At 55.1% G+C, this 22147-nt stretch carries 22 protein-coding genes; 11 read left to right on the top strand and 11 right to left on the bottom strand.

The genetic code is table 11. The features are described 5' to 3' along the window. Nucleotides 1-4: 4 nt before the first annotated feature. Together R3F50_13145 and R3F50_13140 are read right to left on the bottom strand one after the other, a co-directional pair. The gene (locus R3F50_13145) at nt 5-2110 is read right to left on the bottom strand and encodes a 3-hydroxyacyl-CoA dehydrogenase NAD-binding domain-containing protein (protein MEZ5491249.1); all 2106 of its coding nucleotides are present in this window, start codon (nt 2108-2110) and stop codon (nt 5-7) included. A 60-nt stretch (nt 2111-2170) separates the two neighbouring features. Continuing rightward, entirely contained in the window at nt 2171-3391 is a 1221-nt protein-coding gene (locus tag R3F50_13140) for a 3-oxoadipyl-CoA thiolase (GenBank protein ID MEZ5491248.1), read from the bottom strand. Nucleotides 3392-3851: 460 nt separating this feature from the next. On the opposite strand from R3F50_13140, the gene R3F50_13135 reads away from it, so the two are divergent. Both R3F50_13135 and R3F50_13130 read left to right on the top strand, forming a co-directional pair. Further along, nucleotides 3852-5000 (top strand): acyl-CoA dehydrogenase family protein, encoded by a 1149-nt coding sequence (locus R3F50_13135; GenBank protein MEZ5491247.1) that lies wholly within the window; start codon nt 3852-3854, stop codon nt 4998-5000. A 250-nt stretch (nt 5001-5250) separates the two neighbouring features. Then, nucleotides 5251-5655 carry a hypothetical protein gene (locus tag R3F50_13130; GenBank protein MEZ5491246.1) on the top strand — a complete coding sequence of 135 codons (405 nt, stop codon included), beginning with the start codon at nt 5251-5253 and terminating at the stop codon, nt 5653-5655. Here R3F50_13130 and R3F50_13125 read toward each other — a convergent pair. Beyond that, nucleotides 5649-6134, bottom strand: coding sequence for a cytochrome c (locus tag R3F50_13125; protein ID MEZ5491245.1), 486 nt, complete (start codon nt 6132-6134; stop codon nt 5649-5651). The two genes, R3F50_13130 and R3F50_13125, sit on opposite strands and share 7 nt — an antisense overlap. Before the next feature lie 339 nt (nt 6135-6473). Here R3F50_13125 and R3F50_13120 point away from each other — a divergent pair, with 339 nt between their 5' ends. The 4 genes from R3F50_13120 (at nt 6474) to R3F50_13105 (ending at nt 9898) form a co-directional block, all read left to right on the top strand. After that, on the top strand, nt 6474-6917 hold the full coding sequence (locus R3F50_13120) for an Hsp20/alpha crystallin family protein (GenBank protein ID MEZ5491244.1): 444 nt from the start codon (nt 6474-6476) through the stop codon (nt 6915-6917). Nucleotides 6918-7180: 263 nt separating this feature from the next. After that, a complete protein-coding gene (locus R3F50_13115; GenBank protein ID MEZ5491243.1) occupies nt 7181-8095 on the top strand; it encodes a universal stress protein in 915 nt (304 codons plus the stop codon). A 16-nt stretch (nt 8096-8111) separates the two neighbouring features. Beyond that, complete coding sequence (locus R3F50_13110; GenBank protein MEZ5491242.1) at nt 8112-8969, top strand: universal stress protein; 858 nt, start codon at nt 8112-8114, stop codon at nt 8967-8969. 92 nt (nt 8970-9061) lie between these two features. Beyond that, nucleotides 9062-9898: an ion transporter gene (locus R3F50_13105; GenBank protein MEZ5491241.1), complete on the top strand. Its 837-nt coding sequence runs from the start codon at nt 9062-9064 to the stop codon at nt 9896-9898. Between the two features lie 81 nt (nt 9899-9979). Here R3F50_13105 and R3F50_13100 read toward each other — a convergent pair whose 3' ends face one another. The 3 genes from R3F50_13100 to R3F50_13090 form a co-directional block, all read right to left on the bottom strand. Continuing rightward, nucleotides 9980-10567 carry a hypothetical protein gene (locus R3F50_13100; protein MEZ5491240.1) on the bottom strand — a complete coding sequence of 196 codons (588 nt, stop codon included), beginning with the start codon at nt 10565-10567 and terminating at the stop codon, nt 9980-9982. Nucleotides 10568-10651: 84 nt separating this feature from the next. Further along, the gene (locus R3F50_13095; GenBank protein MEZ5491239.1) at nt 10652-11560 is read right to left on the bottom strand and encodes a universal stress protein; all 909 of its coding nucleotides are present in this window, start codon (nt 11558-11560) and stop codon (nt 10652-10654) included. A gap of 148 nt (nt 11561-11708) precedes the next feature. After that, a complete protein-coding gene (locus R3F50_13090) occupies nt 11709-12041 on the bottom strand; it encodes a TraR/DksA family transcriptional regulator (GenBank protein ID MEZ5491238.1) in 333 nt (110 codons plus the stop codon). Between the two features lie 113 nt (nt 12042-12154). Here R3F50_13090 and R3F50_13085 point away from each other — a divergent pair, with 113 nt between their 5' ends. The 3 genes from R3F50_13085 to R3F50_13075 all read left to right on the top strand — a co-directional run bounded on the left by R3F50_13085 (nt 12155) and on the right by R3F50_13075 (nt 14973). Beyond that, complete coding sequence (locus R3F50_13085; GenBank protein MEZ5491237.1) at nt 12155-12898, top strand: endonuclease/exonuclease/phosphatase family protein; 744 nt, start codon at nt 12155-12157, stop codon at nt 12896-12898. 52 nt (nt 12899-12950) lie between these two features. Continuing rightward, nucleotides 12951-14363 carry a phospholipase D-like domain-containing protein gene (locus R3F50_13080; protein MEZ5491236.1) on the top strand — a complete coding sequence of 471 codons (1413 nt, stop codon included), beginning with the start codon at nt 12951-12953 and terminating at the stop codon, nt 14361-14363. A gap of 166 nt (nt 14364-14529) precedes the next feature. Beyond that, the gene (locus R3F50_13075; GenBank protein MEZ5491235.1) at nt 14530-14973 is read left to right on the top strand and encodes a universal stress protein; all 444 of its coding nucleotides are present in this window, start codon (nt 14530-14532) and stop codon (nt 14971-14973) included. A 308-nt stretch (nt 14974-15281) separates the two neighbouring features. On the opposite strand, the gene R3F50_13070 is transcribed toward R3F50_13075, so the two are convergent. Beyond that, entirely contained in the window at nt 15282-16190 is a 909-nt protein-coding gene (locus R3F50_13070) for a universal stress protein (protein MEZ5491234.1), read from the bottom strand. A 302-nt stretch (nt 16191-16492) separates the two neighbouring features. Between R3F50_13070 and fnr the strand changes: the two genes are divergently transcribed. After that, nucleotides 16493-17293, top strand: a complete 801-nt coding sequence (gene fnr / locus R3F50_13065; protein MEZ5491233.1) for a fumarate/nitrate reduction transcriptional regulator Fnr — start codon at nt 16493-16495, stop codon at nt 17291-17293. 364 nt (nt 17294-17657) lie between these two features. Beyond that, complete coding sequence (locus R3F50_13060; protein ID MEZ5491232.1) at nt 17658-18524, top strand: NAD(P)-dependent oxidoreductase; 867 nt, start codon at nt 17658-17660, stop codon at nt 18522-18524. A gap of 9 nt (nt 18525-18533) precedes the next feature. Here the strand turns inward: R3F50_13060 and R3F50_13055 are convergent, their stop codons facing one another. The 4 genes from R3F50_13055 to R3F50_13040 form a co-directional block, all read right to left on the bottom strand. Beyond that, nucleotides 18534-19385, bottom strand: a complete 852-nt coding sequence (locus R3F50_13055) for an alpha/beta hydrolase (protein MEZ5491231.1) — start codon at nt 19383-19385, stop codon at nt 18534-18536. A gap of 97 nt (nt 19386-19482) precedes the next feature. Beyond that, nucleotides 19483-20418 carry a fused MFS/spermidine synthase gene (locus R3F50_13050; protein MEZ5491230.1) on the bottom strand — a complete coding sequence of 312 codons (936 nt, stop codon included), beginning with the start codon at nt 20416-20418 and terminating at the stop codon, nt 19483-19485. Continuing rightward, entirely contained in the window at nt 20408-21055 is a 648-nt protein-coding gene (locus R3F50_13045; protein MEZ5491229.1) for a fused MFS/spermidine synthase, read from the bottom strand. Before R3F50_13045 ends, R3F50_13050 begins: the two co-directional genes overlap by 11 nt. A 230-nt stretch (nt 21056-21285) precedes the next feature. Then, nucleotides 21286-22074, bottom strand: a complete 789-nt coding sequence (locus tag R3F50_13040) for an SDR family oxidoreductase (protein ID MEZ5491228.1) — start codon at nt 22072-22074, stop codon at nt 21286-21288. Between the last annotated feature and the right edge of the window lie 73 nt (nt 22075-22147).

The raw sequence follows: 22147 nt of genomic DNA, 5'->3' as shown, positions 1-22147 counted from the left end.
AAGCTCAAGCGTTTTCCCGGGCCCACTCAGCAAAAGTCTTGCCTTCATTGGCTAATTTTTCCAGCAGCGGAGCAGGCTTCCAGTATTGTTCGCCGTACTTATCGCGAAACTCACAGATTTTGTCATAGATATTATTCAGACCAAGCTGGTCGGCCCAGAACATCGGGCCACCCTTCGCGGCAGGAAAGGCATAACCGTAAACGTAAACGACATCGATATCGCTGGGGCGCTGAGCAATACCCTCTTCGAGGATCAATGCTCCCTCGTTGACCAGCGGATAGAAACACCGCTGGAGAATTTCTTCATTAGTGAATTCCTGTTGGTCAATACCCAGCTCTTCAGCCTTCTGGCGGATCAGCGCCTCGACTTCCGGATCCGAAGACCGCGCTCTGGTGGCGGGATCATATTGATAGAAGCCGGCACCTGATTTCTGCCCGAGGCGGCCCATCTCAACCAGCGTGTCGGCAACAATATAGCCCTTGGGATCAGCAGGCAGATCTTTGCGCGCCTTGCGGGCCTTGTAGCCTACATCCAGGCCTGCCAGGTCGCTCATGGCGATGACTCCCATGGCCATGCCGAAATCTTCCAGCGCCGAGTCGACCTGGGCCGGCGTACAGCCATCCATTAACAGCATCTGAGCCTCACGACCGTAACCGGACAGCATACGATTGCCAATAAAACCATAACAGACCTTCGACAACACGCAGACTTTGCCGATCTTTTTGCCCAGCTTCATCACCGTAGCCAGGACATCCTGGGCAGTTTTTTCACCACGCACCACTTCCAGCAGCTTCATCACATTGGCGGGGCTGAAGAAGTGCAGGCCGCAGACATCTTCCGGCCGTCGGGTGGCGGTCGCTATATCATCAATGTCCTGGTAGGAAGTATTCGACGCCAGTATGCAGCCCGGCTTGCAGACCGCATCCAGCCTGGTAAAGACTTCCTTCTTGATATCCGGATTTTCGAATACCGCCTCGATTACCAGGTCGACATCTCCCAGATCGGCATAGTCCGTAGTGCCCGAAATCAGACTCAGGCGCTCCTCAACCTTGTCTTCGCTGAGCTTGCCTTTCTTTACGGTGATGCTGTAGTTCTTCTTGATTATGCCGATTCCCCGCTGCAGCGCTTCGTCATTGATTTCCAGCAAAGTCACGGGAATACCCACATTGGCAAAGCACATTGCGATACCGCCTCCCATGGTACCGCCGCCGATTATGGCGACCTTCCGGATGTCGCGATTTGCGGTATCGCCGGGTACGTCTTTGATCTTTGCCGCCTCACGCTCTGCAAAGAAGATATGCCGCATCGCCGCCGACTCGGGAGACTGCACGAGTTCACCGAACAATTCACGCTCCCGCTCCAGGCCCCGGTCCATCGGCATGGTTACCGCCGCTTCCACACAGGATACAATCCGATCCGGTGCTATCTGGCCACGGGCCTTGCGCGCCAGCTGCTTGCGGTAATTCTCAAAGAACCCGGGTTCTATTGAAGAAGGGTCGATATTAATGTCCCGGATCCGCTTCAGCGGTGCTCCGGATTCGATCAGATCCTTGACATAGGCCAGCGCCCCGGCCTTAAGATCGTCACCCTGAATAACCTCGTCGATCAGCCCCATGTCACTGGCTTTGGTTGCGGGCACCGGACTGCCACTGGTCATCATGTCCAGCGCCGCCCTGACGCCGGCAACACGTGGAACTCTTTGTGTGCCACCTGCCCCGGGAAGCAAACCCAGTTTAACCTCCGGCAGCCCCACCTTCGCGGAAGGCAATGCGCAGCGATAGTGGCAGGCCAGGGAAGTTTCAAAGCCGCCGCCAAGCGCGGTTCCGTGAATTGCTGCAACGACCAGCTTCTTGGAATTTTCTATGCTGGCCAGAACCTCGGGCAGCGAGGGCGATTTCGGAGGCTTGCCGAACTCAGTGATATCAGCACCGGCGATAAAGGTTCGCCCCTCGCAGATCAACAACACCGCGTCACTGTCATCATCCTGAGCCTGTAACAGCGCATTCTGGATCCCTTCCCGGACCGGATGGGCGAGCGCGTTTACCGGGGGATTATTGACCGATATGACGCCTATGTTGTTGATTACTTCATAGCTGACTACGTTCGACATTGGAATTTCCTTCTTTATTTAGCAGGATTAGTTATTAACGTGCTGCCGGGAGAGACTGCACTAGTCCAAGCGTTCAATAATTGCGGCAGCACCCTGACCGATACCGATACAGAGACTGGCAAGCCCAAAGCGGCCGCCAGTGCGCTCAAGCTGCCGCAGAGTTGTCAGGGCAATTCTTGCCCCGGAAGCTCCCAGAGGGTGCCCTATCGCAATAGCCCCTCCATTGGGGTTGACCCGGGAATCGGTAAAATCGACCTCAAGCAGTTTCAGGCAACCCAGCACCTGTGTGGCAAATGCTTCGTTTATCTCAATAACATCCAGATCGGCCATGTTGAGACCGGCCCTCTGCAGGGCTTTGCGCGCCGCGAAGACAGGCCCCAGACCCATGACACGCGGTTCGACGCCGGCAACGCCACCGCTTATTATCCGCGCCCTGGGTTTGACGCCGTATTTTTCGCCGATAGCACGGCTGCCAATTATCAGGGCCGCGGCTCCGTCATTGATTCCTGATGCGTTGCCAGCCGTTACCACACCGCCCTCATAGAGCGCCCGCAGGCCTGCCAGCGCCTCGAGATCAGTACCCGGGCGGGGATGCTCGTCTGCCTCCACGGTCAACGGTGGCTTCTTACGCCCCTGGGGTACCGAAATAGGGATGATCTCGTCTTTAAAGAACCCGTCAGCGCGGGCGGCCTCGTACCTGGCCTGGGAGGCGGCGGCAAACCGGTCACTGTCCTCTCGCGAGATTCCCAGATCACGGGCAATATTGTCCGCCGTCTCGGGCATGCTGTCGTTGCCGAAGGCGGCAACAAAGGCAGGGTTGGGAAATCGCGCACCCAACGTGCTGTCGGCAATCTGCTGGCCGCGGTCGTAGGCGGTATGGGCCTTGGATAATATCAATGGAGCCCGGCTCATGGATTCCACACCACCGGCGATGAACAGATCACCTTCGCCGCACTTGATGGCCCTGGTGACATCCAGTACGGCCGCCAGACCGGACGCACATAGCCGATTGACCGTGAGCCCGGCCACGGTGGTCGGCATGCCTGCCAGCAAAGCCGCGAATCGGGCCACATTCCGACAGTCCTCGCCCGCCTGGTTGGTGTTCCCTGCAACCACATCCTCGTAAGCATCCGCGGCAAAATCGTTGCGGGCCGTCAGGTTCCTGATGGTATGTGCCAGCAGATCATCAGGCCGCACCGGCGCCAGTGCGCCACCGTGACGCCCGAAAGCCGTACGACCGCCATCGTAAATGAAGGCCTCAAAGAGTGTGCCAGTAGTCATCAGTCTTTCCCTCTCAGACAGGGCGGGACAAGCTGAAGACGCGGGGTTTCCCGGGCAGGACGGTCCCGGGACAGCACATCCAGGATGCCTGCCAGACCGCCCCCTTTCAGCTGGCCCAGCATTTTAAAGGCCGCCAATTCTAGCACAGGGCCAATGAGGGTGGAATTCGACCACCAGGCCCGCATTGCGCCAGGAATGGTGCCTGTTTCAAGGCGCAATCGCCGTTTATTGACGCCCGGTAGTCCAACCGATCGGGATATGACGTATCGGCTTCAATTCCCATCAAAAAAGTTGTTGTGCTGGGCCATTTTTGCCTCCAGCGTTGTTGGAATTCGCTTATTTAGAACGACTAAACTACACTCATTCCGCCTGGCTGGAGGCAAAAATGACCTCCAGCAGCGGCAATTAAATTCGTGGGAGCAGGCCCTGGCTTACGCGCTCCCGGCAGGAGGCAGAGAAAATGATCAGAGACCAGGAAATACTTGACCAGTTGGTGGACATCGTTGAGCGTTTCGTCCGTGAGCGCCTGATCCCGGCGGAAGACGAGGTCGCTGACAATAACAGGGTTCCCGACACAATAATCGAAGAAATGAAGGAGCTGGGCCTGTTCGGCATGACAATCCCGGAAGAATACGGGGGACTCGGCCTGACCATGGAAGAGGAAATCCACGTGGCCATGGCCCTGGGCCACACTTCCCCGGCATTTCGCTCTATCCTGGGCACCAACAACGGTATCGGCTCTGCGGCCGTGGTGTTCGACGGGTCTGAAGAGCAGAAACAGAAGTTTCTGCCCCGCTACGCCAGCGGTGAATGGATTGGCTGCTTCTGTCTCACCGAACCGGATGTAGGCTCCGATGCGGCCGCCTTAAAAACCACGGCCCGGCGGGACGGTGATCATTACATACTCAACGGCACCAAACGCTATATCACCAACGGGCCGGTGGCTGACACGTTTAACGTAATGGCCCGCACCAACCCGGAAATCAAAGGGGCACGGGGCATTTCTGCCTTTATCGTCGAGAAAGGAACTCCCGGGATTACCCTGGGGGCCATAGACAAAAAGATGGGACAGGCTGGATCCCTCACCTGCGATGTCATCTTTGAAGATTGCCCGGTACCGGCTGACAACCTCATTGGCGAGGAAGGCGCTGGATTCATAACTGCCATGAAAGTACTGGATCGCGGCCGCCTGCATATATCCGGGGTAAGCGTGGGTGTCGCTGAACGCTTGATAGACGACGCCCTCAATTACGCGATTAATCGCCAGCAATTCGGTAAACCGATTGCCGAACACCAGCTTATACAGGCCATGCTGGCCGATTCCAAGACTGAGGCCTATGCGGCACGCTGTATGACCCTGGAAACCGCCAGGGCGCGCGACCGTGGCGAAAACATAAGCACTGAATCCTCGGCCTGCAAACTGTTCGCCACGGAGATGGTTGGACGCGTGGCCGACCGGGCCGTGCAGATCCATGGCGGAGCAGGTTATGTAAGCGATTACGCGGTGGAAAGATTCTATCGCGATGTCCGTCTGTTCCGACTGTACGAGGGCACCAGCCAGATACAACAAATGATTATTGCCCGCAACATGATCAGGAGCGCATCCTGATAAACCGGGCTGAGAAGCGGAAAAGTGCAGACAGCTGCAGCCTAACCTGTGCGCAACTTGTGGAAAACTATGCTGGAGCTCCGTCACCGAAAACTTATATCAGAAAATAGTGGCGAAACTTCTGGCGGTTATTTAGACTCTTCGCCGAGAGAATTTTAATTACAATTCAAAAATAAAATGCGCCTGCCGGACTCGCTTCCTCACAGAATCAGGGGCGGTCGACATTTTTACTGATCAGGCGACACCGGCCATGGCTCAATTCAAACGCATCAAGGACTCGCGCTCAGACCTGACAATCATTGAGATTATCGGCAAACTTACCCTGGGAGAATTGAGCAGGTTTCTCGATTCACTCCAGGTTGACAACGCATCATCAAGAGCGATCTTCGATTTCCGGGCCGCGGATCTTTCCGCTCTCGCAAAGGCCTGTATCAAGTCAGAAATCCGCAAATTAGAGAGATTCTCCCACCCGGAACTCAAGGCGGCGCTGGTATTTTCCAACCCGACAGACTTTTCAACCGGCAAGGCCATCAGCAAGGCCGTCAGCAAAGAAGGATACCTGGCAGATATACGAGGGTTTTATAACCTTTATCTTGCCAAGGACTGGCTGTTGTACCAGGGCCAATCGACCAGTCTGATCCCCGCCACTCAGTGAGTCCGATAGAATCCCTCGGTGGGGATTTCCGGCTTGTACTGACGGTGACAGCCGTCGCAACTTTCCCGAATGGCGTCGGCGGCAGTCAGCAGTGCCGGCAGGTCCTGACTACGGCTAGCCCTCAGGGCGTCAGCGGCCGCTTCATTGAGCAGACCGACATACTCGCGCCAGCCACTTTGTGCCACCCACATGGCGTCATTGACGCCTGATCCACCCATGGTTATCGCCGAAGTGCTGGAAATCAACTGAATCGCGTTGTGCTCCAGTTCCTGCCAGGCGCCCAGGGTAAGACGGGGCTCGTCATCCAGGGTGAGGCGCAGCAATTCGTGGGCAGAATGATCAACCTGCCCGACCATGACCTCATTGATACTGATCTCCGGCACAAAAGGCACATTGATACCAACTACTCCCTCCCGCGGCCGGGGGGCAGGAGGGCTGCAGGCCCCAAGCAGAGACAACAACACAAGACCAACCGCCATCACGGGCACCCGTGCGCGCCAAAGTGTATTACTTCCCACGATATTTCACCCTCATACTGGTTCCACGTCATGTCATCAGCTTTTTACCCGGTTCGCAACCCCTGCCGGCGAAAATCCCGGACCGGCCCGGGCACATCACTTGAAACAGGCCATTTTGAATCCCATTTACCACTGCGTAAGCGTGACTTGACATAGATCAATCAGGGTAAGCACAAGCTGGCAAAAAATGAGTTCTCGTCCGCCTGTGAGCAGTCGAGAACCACTGATCGAATGCAACACCCTGGCAGATTGTCAAGCATGCAAGCTCTCAAGACTGGACTGAATTTGGAGGAATAAACGATGAACCTGCTTCCACGCAAGCACTTCGATGATTTTGACGCTCTGTTTGACGATTTTTTCACGGGCTTCCCCGTCCCTATGGGCAAATCCGATATGGCCAAGTCACTAGCCGCCATGCGCGTCGATATTCACGAAGACGACGACGGCTACGAAATCACGGCGGAGCTGCCGGGGGTGAAAAAAGAGGACATTGCTGTCACCTTGAAAGACCACGTTCTGTCCATCAGCGCCAGCAAGGAAAGTTCAAGTGAAAAGAAAAAGAGGGGTAAAATAATTCGTCAGGAAAGAAGCAGTGGCACCTTCACCCGAAGTTTCACCGTCGATGACGGTGTGCAGCAGGATGATATTACGGCCAGCTTCAATGACGGTGTGCTGACGCTGAGCGTGCCCAAGAAAGGCAAGGTAGAATCCACGCCAAACACCTATAAAATTGACATAGGGTGACAATTCAGCGCCTGATTCCTGGCAATCCTTCGCCCGATATACACCTCGGGGCCGAGGCTGGTATGATTGCAGCCACGTAAGCGTGCTGGTGATGCCTGCCCCGGCCCCAATCGATTGAGTTTTACTGACTGTCCAGGGCTAGCGCGCCGGGCAGTTTTTCAAATTTAAGGAGACTCTGATCTGTTACCAAAATAGCCTGGTAATTAACAAAAGGCTCCCTGTGATGGCCACGACTGATAACTAGAAAAAGCAAAGGATTTCCTATGGCAACCATCGACAGCATCCTTGTCATCGTCGACCCTACCGTTGAGCATGATTTTGTCATAGATCGGGTCAAGGCAATCGTCGAGCGTAACAAGGCATCCGTGCGCTTTTTTATTAATACCGCCAACACATTGACCCAGCATTCCTATGCCTATGAGGGAATGGACGGGCATTTCCTGGAAAAGCAGAGGCTGCTTTTTGTCGAGCACTACCAGAAGATTCTGCAGGATCTGGTCCTGGAATTCAGTGAGCTGGGCATCAGCGCCACCTCGGCCTTCACCGAAGAGCACAACCTGGCGGAGGCTATCCTGGCTGAAGTCAAGGAATACGATCCCGATCTGGTATTGAAAAGCACCCATCATCACGGTGTATTCCGTAAATCAGTCATCACCAACACCGACTGGCGGCTTATTCGTAAATGCCAGAAACCCCTGTTACTGGTCAAGCCACGCAGCTGGTTTGATAATGGCGCTGTAGTTGCGTCGGTTGACCCCTTACACGCCAAAGCCGCGCAATCAAAGCTCGACCATCGCCTGATCGAAACGGCGGAAAACATTGCCGCCGCCTTCAATCAGACCGCCAAGGTCTTTCACTGCTACTTCCCGTTCGTGGGAACACTGTTCCCGACTGCGGCCGAAACCTCAGAGCAGATGCTGGATCTTAAGATCAGGCATGAGGCCAAACTGACTGAATTGCTTGCGAGCCACTCAATCACACCCGAAAACGTTGAGCTTGTGCGCGGTGACCTGGTTCCTTCTCTGATTAATTACCTGGACAAGAGCCAGGCCAACATCCTGGTGATAGGCGCCCTTTCCCGGAATATCCTGGAACGCGCCATCGTCGGCAACACGGCCGAGAAAATTCTGGATGACTGCCCCTGCGACGTATTGATCATCAAACCAGCTCGAGAATGACTTCAGGCCATTGCCTATGAACAATCACGTCCTGGTCATAGCTGACCAAGAACCGTCCAGTATGGCGGCCCTGCAGAAGGCGAGCGAGTTTGTCAGCCCTGCGACCGCGCAAATAACGGTGCTGGCGTTCATAGACACCGGTGGCCCGAGTCGGGGAGACATAAGCCACAATGAAAGGCTGGAGGCTCTGGATGTCGCGACGAAGAAGTGCTTCGGCAGCCGGTCGCGCATCTCCCTCGACATCGTTTCAACCGCCGAAATCGCAGGCTACTGCGCCGATTTCTGTACCAGACAACAGGTCGAACTGGTAATCAAGACGGGCCATCGCTCTGAGTCACTGGTTTATACACCGCTCGACTGGCAGCTGATAAGAGCCCTGCCCTGTCCGGTCATCATAGCCGTCAATCACCGACTTTCCGCCGAGCGAAAGCTCCTGGTGACTCTCGATGTACAGACCGGCTATTCGCATCAGAAAGCGCTGGACACCAAGGTATTGAAATGGGCTGGGGAATGGTGTGATCAGCACGACTACTCTCTCTATGTTGCCTGTTGCGTGGAAGCATCCGATCCGCTGACTAATGCAGATCTCCAGATGCTGATGGACCTGGAGGCCAAAATGCGTCCACGTATTGAGCCGGTTGTGCAGCAGATGCTGAGCCGGCTCTCACTGGCCTGCAAGGCGATACTGATCACGGCAGGCTCTCCTGTAACGGCACTTCGACGACTGGCCGACGAACTGGACGCTGACCTGGTGGTACTTGGCTTTACAGCCAGGCACGGGCTGGGTCAGCTGCTGGTCGGTCATACCGCCGAGAAACTGATGCACAAACTGGATAGAAATCTGGCCGTGGTACCAGATAAACCCGGCGTCTAATTCTATTTACCCGAACAGTGGTGCTTCGATTGCGGAAATCCCATCGATTACCTCGGGGACGGAATACCGACGTCAGTTCACACGGACAAAGCATGAACGCTGAAAACACTGATAGTTCGGGACTGAAAGCAATCATCTACGATGTGATTTTCGGTTACGAGTCCAAGGCCGGCAGGCTGTTCGATCTGGCACTTATAGTCATGATCATGGCCAGCGTGGTTGCCGTCGTGCTTGATTCTGTCAGCACTTTCCACCTGCAATACGGCCAGTTGCTCGCCGCGCTGGAATTGTTCTTTACCCTCGCGTTCACCATCGAATACGCCCTGCGCATCTATTCCTCACCGCATCCACGAGGCTACATATTCAGTTTTTATGGACTGATCGATCTGCTCTCGATTCTGCCAACCTATATTGCCTTCCTTTTTCCGCAAACAGTCTATCTGATCGTGGTTCGCATACTGCGGGTTTTAAGAATTTTTCGAATCCTTAAGCTGTTCAGGTACATAGGCGAGGCCAATGTGCTGTTTCGGGCACTGGTGCATGCGCGGCGCAAAATCTTCGTTTTTCTGTTCAGTGTTTTGACACTTATTGTTGTATTTGGCACGTTAATGTTCGTCATAGAAGGACCGCAAAACGGATTCACCAGCATCCCCAAAAGCATGTACTGGGCTATCGTAACCGTGACCACTGTCGGCTACGGGGATATCTCGCCACACACCCCATTCGGCCAGCTGATCGCGGGTCTGGCAATGATTTGCGGATACGCCATTATCGCAGTACCCACCGGAATAGTCGGCGTGGAAATAATGAACGAAGTTCAACGGCAGGACTTCGCCCGGCAGGACATTCAGAAAGCCTGCATCAACTGCAATCTCTCCCGGCATGAAGCCGATGCCAGATACTGCAAGCGCTGTGGCACGGAACTCTGAACTTCTGGCAGAGACCAACAGTCTTCCCAGGACCCCCTGACCAACTGCCGCGGTGCTCTGCGACAGTTAGTCAGAGGCGCCCTAACTCTCTGAACGGACTTCGTCCCGCAGCGTCAACACTCTGGCCTCGATGTCCCGCTCATCGCCGTAATCCAGGAACTTTGCGTAACGCGAATGCGCGCCGGACAGATTTCTTGCATGCTTTATCGGGCACCAGTACTGTTCGGTGCGAGAGGTCACCTCCCGGGCATAAGCAAGGACGCCATTCGCGTACCCACAGTACACACAGTTGATTTTTTCAATGGCATTCAGATAGGAGAGGTAGTGACGATCGATGATGATGTAATCCGATCGTCGAACCCGTGGCACCTGGTAAAGACGAAAGCAAACAATCTGGTACAGCGTTATTGCCAGGTCGAGGGCCGCGACAGGGAAAATCATCGCGTAAATAAACGGTGCCGACAGCACATTTCGGATGGAAGCTGACCTGAACCAGGTCAGCAGGCCGGTTTTGACTTTCACATGGGCATCTTTTACAGCCTGGTCGAACCGGACCCGCGTTCCTTCCAGCTGGTATTGGAACTGCTCTCCCTGCTCACGAACCTCCCTTCTTATTTCCTCCTCCAGCCGGTCCAGCTTCTCCAGCAGCTCTTGCATTCGCGCGTTCATAGTTACCCCTTTTGTGGTAAAGAACCTGGCTTGAAATCAGGCTGCAGAGAACCAACGACCGGTTGATTCAAGGTGGCTGCAGGGTCAGGAGATAGATTGAGGCTTCACAATCAGGACATCGGATTCCAGATAATCCAGTACTTGCTCTGCCGTATTGCCTATCAACGCATCTGCCAGGCGTGAACGTGAGAGTGCACCCATTACGATAACATCGCTCCCCAGCTTCTCTTCGTAGTTCTGCAGGGCAAATACCGGAGATTCGTCGACCAGGTGGCAGTTTTCCCCCGCCAGAGAGAAATCGGCCAGCAACTCTTCGAAAACCTGGCCATGCGCCCTGATGACCTTATCCGGCAACGCGAAGGGTCTGCCGACCTCGGCGTAGGCGTGGAGTACGTGAACCGTGCCACCCAGCTGGGCACCGACGCTGACAGCGGTACTGACGATTTTATGATCCAGTCGCAGAGGTTTGTGATGTCCGTGCATCGGATCCACCGCAGCCAGTATGACCGGGTTCTGCTTCCAGGGCCGGTCCTTTAACAACAGTAACGGTTTGGGACAGTAACGCACCAGCTGCCAGCTGTCATTGCTCAAGAACGCACGGGCCAGCTTGGAATAGGGCCGCGTGTGCTGAACTACCAGGTCGGCGGCATACTCGATGGATTTTCTGGCAATCTGCTCATAACGTGGAAACGCCCACACCAGCTCCGAATGCACACTGTATCCCTGCGCTTCAACGCGGGAGGCGACACGGCCCAGGGTTTCCTCCAGGCGCTTACAATGCTCTTCCCGGAGTACCTTCAACTCATCGCCAAAACTGTAATAGCTGTCATGTAAAAATTTTTCGTAGCCACAGATCAGCAGAAATATTTTAGCGTCCTGCTTGTCTGTAACGAACCGCAGTGCCTTGCTCACCTCGACGGGGAGCGCATCGCCATCCTCCGGCAGCTCCTCGTAATTATCGAGCACTACCAGTATGTTGTTGTAAGACTGCATGCCTGATTCTCCCAGTTCGAATTACCAGTCTCGGGAAACCTGACTGTGTTCTGCAGCGCCCTTGTCGGAGAGCCAGGGCGTTGCGGTAGTCAATCAGTGGTTCCCTGTTCCACGTTAATGTCCTGCGCGCTTCAAGGCCTTTCCGCAATCAATCTGCCGCGCTGGCGCATTCAATACACAGATCCGCATAGGGGATTGCCAGTAAACGTGCTTCCCCGATATCTGCGCCACACCCTGAACAGACACTGTATTCGCCCTGCTCAAGCCTCTGCAAGGCTTTATTTATCTGTCTCAGCTCTTCACGCCCCTCCAGGTCCAGCGCTCGGACCAGTTCGTCGTTCTCTGTTTCTTTGATCTGCTCATTGAAATTGGCGCTGACAGGTTCCTCTTTTTCAAAGAGGTGCTTGTGAGTACGTTGCAGCCGGGACTCTATCTCGGCCTTCTTTTCCAACAGACTTGCTTTTACCAGATCCGTATTCATGAACTAATTCTCCTGCTTGGGCCAAATGCCGGTTTTATAATCTAATTCAAACACCTATCATACAGGTTGACCCAGCTCAACACGGACCGACTCCCGAAGAACACACTGGCAGTATGACGCCGACCGACTTTAACGTACTTACCCTTAACATCCATAAGGGGTTTTCCACCGGGCAACGGAAGTTCACCCTTGAAAACATACGCAATTGTCTGCGCGACAGCAAGGCAAGCGTGGTCTTTCTGCAGGAAGTGGTGGGTGAGCATCGACATCTGGCCAGCAAGGTTCCTGGCTGGCCGCAGGAAAACCAGCTGGAATACCTGGCCGACTCGGTCTGGTCACACCATGCCTATGGCAAAAATGCGATTTACCAGCAGGGCCATCATGGTAATGCCATCCTCAGTGAAGTGCCGTTCAAGTCCTGGCACAACCTGGATGTGTCGCTGCTCAGTTTCTCCCAGCGGGGTATACTCCATGGGGTAACATCCAACGACATTCATCTGCTGTGTATCCACTTCGGACTGTTTGAAAGCGAACGGAGGGCGCAGGCACGCAAGCTGATTGATTATATCTCGGACAGGATTCCACCGGATGCTCCTCTTATTCTGGCTGGCGACTTCAATGACTGGCGCAAAAGCATACACAATCTGCTGGTCGGGGAACTGCACCTGCAGGACGCGCATCAGAAATTCAACAAACGTATGGCAAGGACCTTCCCCTCCTTTCGCCCCCTCCTGCCGATGGACAGAATTTACCTGCGGGGCTTTCAAGTGCGATCCTGTGACGTGATGAGCAGTCCACAGTGGCGCAGGATCTCTGATCATTGCGCCTTGATTGCGAGGCTGAGTCTACGACACTGACTGCCGCTGCCCTGCCAGCTGCCGTCGCCGCACAGCCCCCTGCGAGGACGAATTGAACACGGCACTACTTATTTCAACGTTGGTGGTACTGACCGGTTTTTCTGCCGCCTTACACGCCCTGCTAACCAAGCGGGATTCCAAGTCCGCTTTCGGCTGGATCGGGTTCTGCCTGGTGCTGCCGGTCGCCGGCCCGCTCACCTACCTGCTGTTCGGCATCAATCGAGTCAATCAGCGGGCCCACCGCGCCTACCTTGCCCGTCTCGAAACTGACGAGTCACCGAGCATTCTCGATCCGGCCAATGTTGATCTGCGACCAATGTCTACTGTCGGCGAGAGAGTCACCGGCAAAGGATTACGTGCCGCAAGCTCCGTCACTCTGCTGGAGAATGGCGAGCAACTTTTCCCCCGGATGTTGCAGGCGATTGAAGCTGCCGAACTGCAGATCCACCTTTCCAGCTATATTTTTGACAACGACAGTGTCGGAGCGCAGTTCATAGACGCGCTCTGCAGGGCCCGTGACCGGGGCGTCAATGTCAGGATAATTGTCGACGCCCTGGGAGAATTAATGGGCTTCCCCCGAGCCCGGATCGGCAGCCTGCTGAAAAAGAACCAGTTGAAATTCGGGCGGTTCAATCCGATCACCCTGGTACCACCGGCCCTGCATATCAATATGCGTAATCACCGCAAAATTCTGGTAGTCGACGGCAAGGTAGCTTTCACCGGGGGGCAGAATATCGGCGAGCGGCAGCTGGCCGGGAACGCCAGTATTCGGCACCGGGCCACCGACCTGCATTTCATGTTTACCGGCAAGATTGTTGACGAACTGGAGCGGGCATTTCTGCGCGACTGGTATCACTCGTACGGTAAAAAGGATATTGAGCCGTTTCAACCGTCCAATGATAACCCGGACACAGCCCCTATCTGGACCCGCCTGGTTCTTGACGGCCCCAATGAATACCTCGACCGGCTGAACGACCTGCTGGTCGGCATTCTATCCACCGCCCGACAGCGGGTGTGGATAATGACACCGTATTTCCTGCCCGGCCCTGACATTGCTGCGGCACTGGTGGGTGCCAGGCTCCGGGGTGTCGACGTCAAGATTATCCTGCCGTCCAGGAGCAATATCTTTCTTGTTCACTGGGCGAACCAGAATATACTGCCCTATTACCTGGAGAAGGATATCGAGGTCTATTTCCAGCCACCGCCTTTTGCCCACGCCAAGGCACTGATTATCGACCAGAACTATTCCCTCATCGGCTCAGCCAACCTGGATGCCCGCAGCCTGCGCCTCAATTTCGAGCTGGGTGTGGAGATATTCGATACCTCACTCAACGCTCTACTGGCCAGCCACATCGAGGAGAAACTCCAGTTGTCCAGCCGACTTACCAGGCAACAGCTGAAAGCCATCTCTCTGCCTGCCCGGATCCGCAACGCCATCGCCTGGTTGTTCACTCCTTACCTGTAAGCCAGCGCGGTGAACCGGCCGGATTCAGGGAAGCCCGGCACGGCGCTTGACATAGGTCAATTGCATAATCGAACATATGTCGTTCAATGGTCTGAACACGACCCAGCGGTCCCAGATCCCCGCACCGGCTCCTGACCCGGCGCACAATACGAGAAAGGGAATAACTATGAGCGTATATAACAAGATTGTGGTTGCCATTGACCTGTCCAGTGATTCGCAGAAAGTCATCAACGCGGCACTCAAGGTAACCGGGGGTGATCCTGGCAAAATTCATCTGGTGCACGTGGTAGAACCCATCGCGGCTGCGTACAGCATGGATGCCTATGCAATCAACATCAATGAATTGCAACAGGAAGCCCTGTCGATTGCCGCCGACAACCTGGCGGAAATTGCGGCGAAAAATTCTGTAAGCAAAGAGCATCAGCATACGCTCCTGGGCTCTCCTGCCATAGAGGTGCGGAATCTGGCGTCAGAACTCGAAGTCGACGCTATCGTGATAGGCAGCCACGGACACTCCGGGTGGAAAATCCTTCTTGGCTCAACCGCCAATAAAGTGCTACATGGCGCCTGTTGTGATGTGCTTACAGTTCGGGTTGGCAGCGACGACTAGCTGGCCGCTTGAAACGAATTGGTGGCGGGGAGCGCACAGAAAAAAGGCGGCATAAGAACACAGCGACTACAAACAGGAACCATAAGCCCGGTTGAAAAACCCTGCCAGAACAGGCTTTAACACGACAACCTCAAACTGACACAGGCCGGCCAGCAGTAGAAGCTGACCGGCCTTTTTGATCACACCGAGAAGCACTATGACCCAGGCACCGATGATTTCTTAAAGTTCCCCTGAGCCTGTTTTGCCCGGCTCAGAGACAAGAGCACCCTGAAGGCCCTTAGGAGATGGGCTCCATAACACTTTAAGCGCTATAAAAGCACCGTTTCGTGGGCCTTCACGTCATCCGGCTTGATAACCAGGACATCACACTCCAGCTTATCCAACACCTTCTCTGCAGTATTACCTATCAGCATGCGATCCAGCCTGGATCTTGAAACGGCACCCATAACCACGACACTGGCCTGGATCAGGTTGACCAGCTCGGGCAAGGAACGAGTGATCTCCACATCGCTCACGTAGCAGTGGTCTTCAGGGACATTGTGCTGCGCGCCCAGATCCTTGATTTTAGCTGTGTCGACCCGGTAGTCGCTTTCGATTGGGTACATACCTGCAAGCGGTGGCAGGTGGGTTGAGTGATACAGATGCACAGAACCGCCGCTGACTCTTGCCAGCTCTGCCGCCGCACGCACCAGCTTGTGATCGAGAGCGGCGGGCTTGTCATGGGAATGCTCAGGATCGACAGACGCAACAAACTTGGGCTGCCCGGCCCAGCTACCGTCTTTCACCAGCAGCAAGGGTGCGGGACAGTAGCGGATCAGCTCCCAGTCATCGTTGGCGAGCAGCAACCTTGTCAGGCGCTCGTGGTGTCTTGTGCTTTTAATGACCAGATCGGGTTTGAGTTCGTCGACGCGCCGGATGATTTCTTCATAAGGGGGATTACCCCATGCTGTCGCGCAGGACACCTCCAGGCCATTTTCCCGCAAGGGTTCGGCCAACTGCTCCAATACACCCAGGGTCTTTTCACCGTGCTCGCGTCGCAACTCCCGGGCACGTACCGGATCGAAGTAATAGCCGTCTTCCAGGTAGGTGCTGTAATCACTGACAAACAGCTCCAGCTCGGCTTCAGCACACTTTGCCAACTCCATGGCCCGCTCCAGCGCCGGTTGTTTTTCTGCGCCGGATTCGATAATCACCAGGATCTTATTCAGTTCAAGCATGGAGGACTCCCTGATTGTTCTATTTGTCTTGCTGCTCAGTCTTTCTTTTTGTCTTTTTATTCGCTTTTCTATTAGTTTTTCTATTTGAATTTCTACTTGCCTGCTTGTCTTTTTACCCGTTCTGCCCGTTGCCTTCGCCGGCCGGGCCGCTATGACCGGGCAACCGGGCGGATTACGTCAAAAAACAGCCGCCCGGTCTCTCACTGAATATGTTAATGCAGAACGGGCAATTATTCTAAGAGATTGTTTATTTGAGAATTTGGTGGCACTATCTATGCCCTGCAACAGATCGAGGAGTGCTGATGACTGCGCCTAGCCAAAACGCTGGTATTAGCGTTGCCAACCAGGGGTCTGAAGGGATCCGTGTCTCCACTATCACCAAGGGCACAGCCAGGCCATGCCCCCATAATCCGTCTATTTCCTGTGCAAGCTGCCGACTCAGCGAGCTGTGCCTGCCTATTGCCCTGAATAAGTCTGAAATACACCAGCTAGATGAAATCGTCCAGCGTAACAGGCCCATGAAGAAAGGCGATCACCTGTATCGACAGAACGATACCTTCCGATCAGTCTTCGCAGTGAGATCCGGCAGCTTTAAGTCCTATGTCCTGGGCCCTGACGGCCAGGGCCGGGTAACCGGGTTTTTCATGCCAGGCGAAATCCTCGGCATGGACGGCATCGCCAGCAAAGCCTACTCTAACTCCACTGTGGCGCTGGAGCATGCGTCAGTCTGCGAAATTCCGTTTACCCAGCTTGAGAAATTGAGCCATCAGCTACCGAACCTGCAACATCATTTCTTTGCCATTATGGGTAATGAGATTGCCAAGGATCAGCAAATTCACACCCTGCTGAGCAGTTACACGGCCGAAGAGCGGATTGTTTCGTTCTTACTTGGCCTGTCAAGCCGCTACGCCCGTGTCTCTCTGGCGCCAGACAAGTTTCTGCTGCACATGACCCGTGGTGACATCGGCGAGTACCTTGGCCTGACGCTGGAAACAGTCAGCCGCATATTCACCGGCTTGCAGAAGAAAGGCGTGATTTCAGTCAAGAACAAGGAAATCGAGATTCTTGATTTCGACAAGATGAAAGCTATTGTTTCCAGTTAACTGACTGGAAATCACCAACTCTTCCCTGCCCGGTGCCACCCGCCAATTCCGAATGAGACGCGGTCTGCAAGACCGCGAATCATATCTGGCCAGCAGTCCTGTGTGACCCGCCCCTCGCCAGTCGCCTGTTCTGAAACCTAAGCCGCAATCGCAAACCTGAGTCTGCAGGAATAGAAGCCCAAACCAACAAGGGACAGTCACAGAGCGATTGCTGCGCGCCTGACTTGCGCCTTAGAGGTTCATCGGCCTGGCAGGCAACCAACCTGGCATTGGCGGCCCAGATCAGAGAAAATAATTTCGCCAGCAAGACAGCAACGCCGGCGGAGTGTCAATTCACCGTTATAACTGACCAGGGCAGAAAAACATGAAAGTTGCATTTATCGGACTGGGGGTCATGGGCTACCCAATGGCAGGCCACTTACAGAACGCCGGGCTGGATGTCTGCGTTTACAACCGAACCAGCAGCAAGGCAGAGCAGTGGTGTAATGAGCACCCGGGCCGGCGGGCAGAGACGCCCGCCCAGGCGGCCGACGGTGCTGAGATCGTGTTTGTCTGTGTTGGAAACGACGACGATGTGCGAGCCGTCGTCCTTGGCGACGAGGGAGCCCTCGCCGGCATGCCCCCTGGCGGGGTTCTTGTTGACCACACCACGGCATCCGCCAGCCTGGCGCGGGAACTGGATGCCGCGGCCAGCGGGCAGGGCAAGGAATTTCTTGATGCCCCTGTTTCTGGCGGTCAGGCCGGCGCCGAAAACGGCGTTCTGACAGTCATGGTCGGCGGCCAGGAGAGTACTTACAGGCGCGTAAAGCCTGTACTGGATCACTACGCCAGGTTCAGCAAACTGCTGGGTCCTGCTGGCAGCGGACAACTGGCCAAGATGGTGAATCAGATCTGTATTGCCGGCATCGTCGAGGGTCTCGCCGAAGGCCTTAATTTTGCACTCAAGGCCGGCCTGGATGCTGAGGCAGTGATTGAAACCATCTCCAAGGGAGCAGCCGGGTCGTGGCAAATGGAAAACCGTTATAAAACCATGCTGGATGACAGATATGATTTCGGCTTTGCTGTGGACTGGATGCGAAAAGACCTGGGTATCGCCTTCGCAGAGGCCGAAAGAAATGCTGTCGAGCTGCCGGTAGCCCGGCTGGTCGACAACTTTTACGAGGAGGTTCAGGCCATGGACGGCGGTCGCTGGGATACCTCCAGCCTGCTGGCCCGCTACACCAGAAAATAGCCCCCGGAATCAGTCGGCTGCGGCGCTGTGGCTCAACAGGTACCGGCTGAACCAGGCCAGCCTGGCGGCGGCTGCCCGGTCGGCGTCATCACCGCGGAATCCGTGCCCGGCCCCGGGAATGGTAATGAAGTCAGACGCCACATTGTGCTTCTGAAACTCAGCAAAGATTATTTCTGAATTGCTTATTCCCACCAGGTCGTCGGCATCCCCGTGAATCAGCAGGGTTGGCGGGTCTTCAGGGTCCACATGAAGAATAGGTGAAATTGCCGCCGCCTCGTCCGGGGGAAAGTTCAACGCAGGGAAACGCTCGCTGGGGCCGGCCAGCGGGCGCAGGTCGACCGGCGGATAATAGGCGACTACCGCCGCCACCCCATTGCCGGAGCGGAGCACCGGGTCTTCGGCATCAGCCATGCCGGTATCGGAATTCAGCCCCAGCATCAGGGAAAGATGGCCGCCGGCACTGCCACCGGTAACTCCGATACGCGCTGCATCGATCCCATAATCGTCGGCATGCAGGCGAATATGCCGAATGGCACGACTGACATCGGCGTATGCATCGGGCACGTGGTACCTGGGAGAGCTGCCGTGATGAACTGGAATAACGGTGAAACCGGCTTCCAGCAAATCGGCGAACTGCCGCACCCGCTGTTCCGGCGGCGCCCAGCGGGAGAACCAGCCGCCACTCACCATGTAGACCACTGCTGCCCCGTTGGCATCGTCTGGCTGCAGAACGTCATAGACCAGCGCCATGCCGTCCTTATGTCCATAGACCACATCGGCCCTGATGGCGGTTTCGGCACTGCCGGACTGAATCTGGACCAACAGCATGAGCGCCATCAACCCTGTACTCAATTTTTTCATACCCTACTCCTGATGCTTGTTATCATCTCTTGGTTCCCAGTAGCTCGACAGGCAGGCTCTGGTTGGAGCACCAATAAAAATACGGCAGGTGAATCCCTCAGTTGGCCCTGAGCAGGTTCGCTGGCGAGAACTGATCAGTCAAAACCCGTCGGCTCATATCCCAATCCACAGTGGTGGACAGTCTTGCCGGGTATTCCAGTATGGGAATGTCATATTTTTTGAGACGCTCCGAAAATGCCCTGGCCTGCTGGGTCAGGTCTCCCTGCTCTGGCAATGGCTCCAGGCCGGTAATAATTATGCGGTTCCCGGATGATGGCAGTTTGAAATTGAAAAACTCCCCGAAAACCGCCTGATAAGTGACTGACTCGTGATCGTAAAATCTGCTGGTGGAAAAGGTATTCGCCACCAGGACACCGCCCGGCGCAAGAATTGCTGCAACCTCTTCCAGAAACTCCCTGGTCAGCAGATGCTCGGGAATATAGTCACCAGTGAATGCATCCAGGACGATATAGTCATACTGCCGGCCTTCCAGCCCCGCTCTTTTCACAAAAACCCGCGCGTCCATGACGGCAACAGTCATGTTGTCGTTCTCTTCGAAAAAGAAATAGTCCTTAGCCACACTGTAAACCGCCTGGTCAATCTCCACCACATCAATGCGCGCAGCGGGGAACAGGTCGGCCAGAGTCATGGGGATACTGCCACCGCCGAGCCCCGCCACCAGAATCCGCTCTGGTTGTGGCTGCAGCAACAATCCGGCAAAACTCATGCGAGTGTAGGAGAAAACCAGTTTCTCCGGCTCATCCACGTCGACACAGGTCTGATTACGGTCACCGATTCGGATATTGAAGATCAGGCAACGACGGGGGCCATTCTGAACAACCGTAATATCACGGTAAAGCGAACGCTCTTCGTGGATCACCTCGGCACTGACCGACACGGAAAAAAGCAGCGGAATAAGCAGCAGCACCACTAAAGCCGCCACTATGATGATCGCCCTTCGCAGAGCCTTGTCGTAATCTGCATTAACTCTCATATTGCTGAACTCCTGTCGTGGAACGCTGTGGCAGGTAATACACCCCCAGCACTGTGGCTCCGGCGGCACTCAGCGTCAGCACCACACCCCACAGGATAAAATTAACATCGAACCAAAGAACGAAATAAAAGGAAGTACCCAGAGTACCAAGCGCACTGCCAATCGTGGAGACAAAATAAAGTTGCCCGGCAATGTGACCACTGTGATCCTCGTTACGCACCAGCAGACGAATCGAGTAAGGCGAAATCATGCCCAGAACTACCGTAGGGAAGAAAAACAGCAGCATAGAAGCCAGCAGTGAGCCATACCGGGGATCTTCGACTATCAGAAATACCTGCTCCATGATGCCATCGGCAAACAGCACAATAGGCATGACCAGCACTGCTGCCATGACGAAAAACAGGGCATAGGTAACCGGATTGGGCGAGCGCATCGAAAGCCTGCCGCCGCCAAGGTATCCGAAGGACAGGGACAGCATAAACACCGTGATGATACTTCCCCACACATACACGCTGCTGCCGAAGTAAGGCGAAAGAATCCTCCCGCCAAGCAACTCAATAGTCATGATGCAGAAACCGCTGATAAAAGCGACACATAGCACGGTCGTGCGAAGGATTTTCTGATGCAAGGCTGTCATTAAAGTGGGAACCCGGTTCTGGTTAGGCCTGGATTGTTATTGTCGGACTTCGTCGGAAAAAATCTGCCCGCTAAGTTAACATCTGGGTAGAACGAAACAAAGAGGTTTTGCGGCTAATGCCCAGAACCCCGCTATCTCAGGCACTGAGCGCCAGTGTAACAATCAGCCCGGCGGGAAGATAACCGTTTGGCGTCAGATGACAGGACTTCACCGCAACTCCAGCCGACAGCTCATTGGCGACTTCCCAGGTGACGACCGCCATCCAGTGCAATCACCTGGCCGGTCATATACCGGGCAGCGTAGGAGGCCAGGTAAAGTGCCAGGCCGGCCATGTCCTCGGGACATCCTATACGACCCAGCGGATTCTCACTCTCAATCCTGTCACGGTAGTTGTCCAGCATATAAGCCATCATCTGACTTTCGAACGGCCCGGGTGCAATGGCATTGACGGTGACACCCTGTGGCGCAAGTCTGACGGCCAGATTCCGGGTAAGGAAATGCACCGCAGCCTTGCTGGTACCGTAGGCAAAGTTGTCGGTACTGGACACCCGCAACCCGTCAATGGAGCCAATATTGATTACCCGGCTGGGATTCGCCGGGCTGGCATCCTTGCGCAATAGCGGCAGTAAATCCCGCGTCAGCATGAACACCGCTTTCACATTGATATCCATCACCTTGTCATAACCGGACTCCGGGTACTCCTCGAATGGTGCACCCCAGGCAGCGCCAGCGTTATTCACCAGAATATCCAGCTTCGCCTCACGTTCATTGAACTCACCGACAAACTTTTTGCGCCCCTCGCTGGTCGCCAGATCAACCGGTATCGGGATGCATTCCCCGCACTGGGACAATTCTTCGGCTGCGGCTTCACAAGCCGGCGCTTTGCGAGCCGTGATGTAGGTCCGTACGCCGTTCTCAACGAATCCCTGCGCAATCATTTTCCCGATGCCACGGGAACCGCCTGTCACGATGGCTACCTTCCCGGCCACGGAAAAAAGCTCGTTTACCTTGTATGTCATGATAGTGCGACTCCAATGGGTGCATTGCCCTCCCTGCCTGCTGCAATCCGGAATGCCGGGACGGAACCAGCAA

It is taken from the genome of Gammaproteobacteria bacterium, assembly GCA_041395725.1.
Taxonomy (GTDB): domain Bacteria; phylum Pseudomonadota; class Gammaproteobacteria; order Pseudomonadales; family Pseudohongiellaceae; genus NORP240.
This window is presented reverse-complemented; position numbering and strand designations above follow the sequence as displayed.

What these genes read in the sequence shown, in the direction of transcription:
- R3F50_13145 (MEZ5491249.1), bottom strand. Translation starts at nt 2,110, where the DNA reads ATGTCGAACGTAGTCAGCTATGAAGTAATCAACAACATAGGCGTCATA.
- R3F50_13140 (MEZ5491248.1), bottom strand. Translation starts at nt 3,391, where the DNA reads ATGACTACTGGCACACTCTTTGAGGCCTTCATTTACGATGGCGGTCGT.
- R3F50_13135 (MEZ5491247.1), top strand. Translation starts at nt 3,852, where the DNA reads ATGATCAGAGACCAGGAAATACTTGACCAGTTGGTGGACATCGTTGAG.
- R3F50_13130 (MEZ5491246.1), top strand. Translation starts at nt 5,251, where the DNA reads ATGGCTCAATTCAAACGCATCAAGGACTCGCGCTCAGACCTGACAATC.
- R3F50_13125 (MEZ5491245.1), bottom strand. Translation starts at nt 6,134, where the DNA reads ATGGCGGTTGGTCTTGTGTTGTTGTCTCTGCTTGGGGCCTGCAGCCCT.
- R3F50_13120 (MEZ5491244.1), top strand. Translation starts at nt 6,474, where the DNA reads ATGAACCTGCTTCCACGCAAGCACTTCGATGATTTTGACGCTCTGTTT.
- R3F50_13115 (MEZ5491243.1), top strand. Translation starts at nt 7,181, where the DNA reads ATGGCAACCATCGACAGCATCCTTGTCATCGTCGACCCTACCGTTGAG.
- R3F50_13110 (MEZ5491242.1), top strand. Translation starts at nt 8,112, where the DNA reads ATGAACAATCACGTCCTGGTCATAGCTGACCAAGAACCGTCCAGTATG.
- R3F50_13105 (MEZ5491241.1), top strand. Translation starts at nt 9,062, where the DNA reads ATGAACGCTGAAAACACTGATAGTTCGGGACTGAAAGCAATCATCTAC.
- R3F50_13100 (MEZ5491240.1), bottom strand. Translation starts at nt 10,567, where the DNA reads ATGAACGCGCGAATGCAAGAGCTGCTGGAGAAGCTGGACCGGCTGGAG.
- R3F50_13095 (MEZ5491239.1), bottom strand. Translation starts at nt 11,560, where the DNA reads ATGCAGTCTTACAACAACATACTGGTAGTGCTCGATAATTACGAGGAG.
- R3F50_13090 (MEZ5491238.1), bottom strand. Translation starts at nt 12,041, where the DNA reads ATGAATACGGATCTGGTAAAAGCAAGTCTGTTGGAAAAGAAGGCCGAG.
- R3F50_13085 (MEZ5491237.1), top strand. Translation starts at nt 12,155, where the DNA reads ATGACGCCGACCGACTTTAACGTACTTACCCTTAACATCCATAAGGGG.
- R3F50_13075 (MEZ5491235.1), top strand. Translation starts at nt 14,530, where the DNA reads ATGAGCGTATATAACAAGATTGTGGTTGCCATTGACCTGTCCAGTGAT.
- R3F50_13070 (MEZ5491234.1), bottom strand. Translation starts at nt 16,190, where the DNA reads ATGCTTGAACTGAATAAGATCCTGGTGATTATCGAATCCGGCGCAGAA.
- fnr (MEZ5491233.1), top strand. Translation starts at nt 16,493, where the DNA reads ATGACTGCGCCTAGCCAAAACGCTGGTATTAGCGTTGCCAACCAGGGG.
- R3F50_13060 (MEZ5491232.1), top strand. Translation starts at nt 17,658, where the DNA reads ATGAAAGTTGCATTTATCGGACTGGGGGTCATGGGCTACCCAATGGCA.
- R3F50_13055 (MEZ5491231.1), bottom strand. Translation starts at nt 19,385, where the DNA reads ATGAAAAAATTGAGTACAGGGTTGATGGCGCTCATGCTGTTGGTCCAG.
- R3F50_13050 (MEZ5491230.1), bottom strand. Translation starts at nt 20,418, where the DNA reads ATGAGAGTTAATGCAGATTACGACAAGGCTCTGCGAAGGGCGATCATC.
- R3F50_13045 (MEZ5491229.1), bottom strand. Translation starts at nt 21,055, where the DNA reads ATGACAGCCTTGCATCAGAAAATCCTTCGCACGACCGTGCTATGTGTC.
- R3F50_13040 (MEZ5491228.1), bottom strand. Translation starts at nt 22,074, where the DNA reads ATGACATACAAGGTAAACGAGCTTTTTTCCGTGGCCGGGAAGGTAGCC.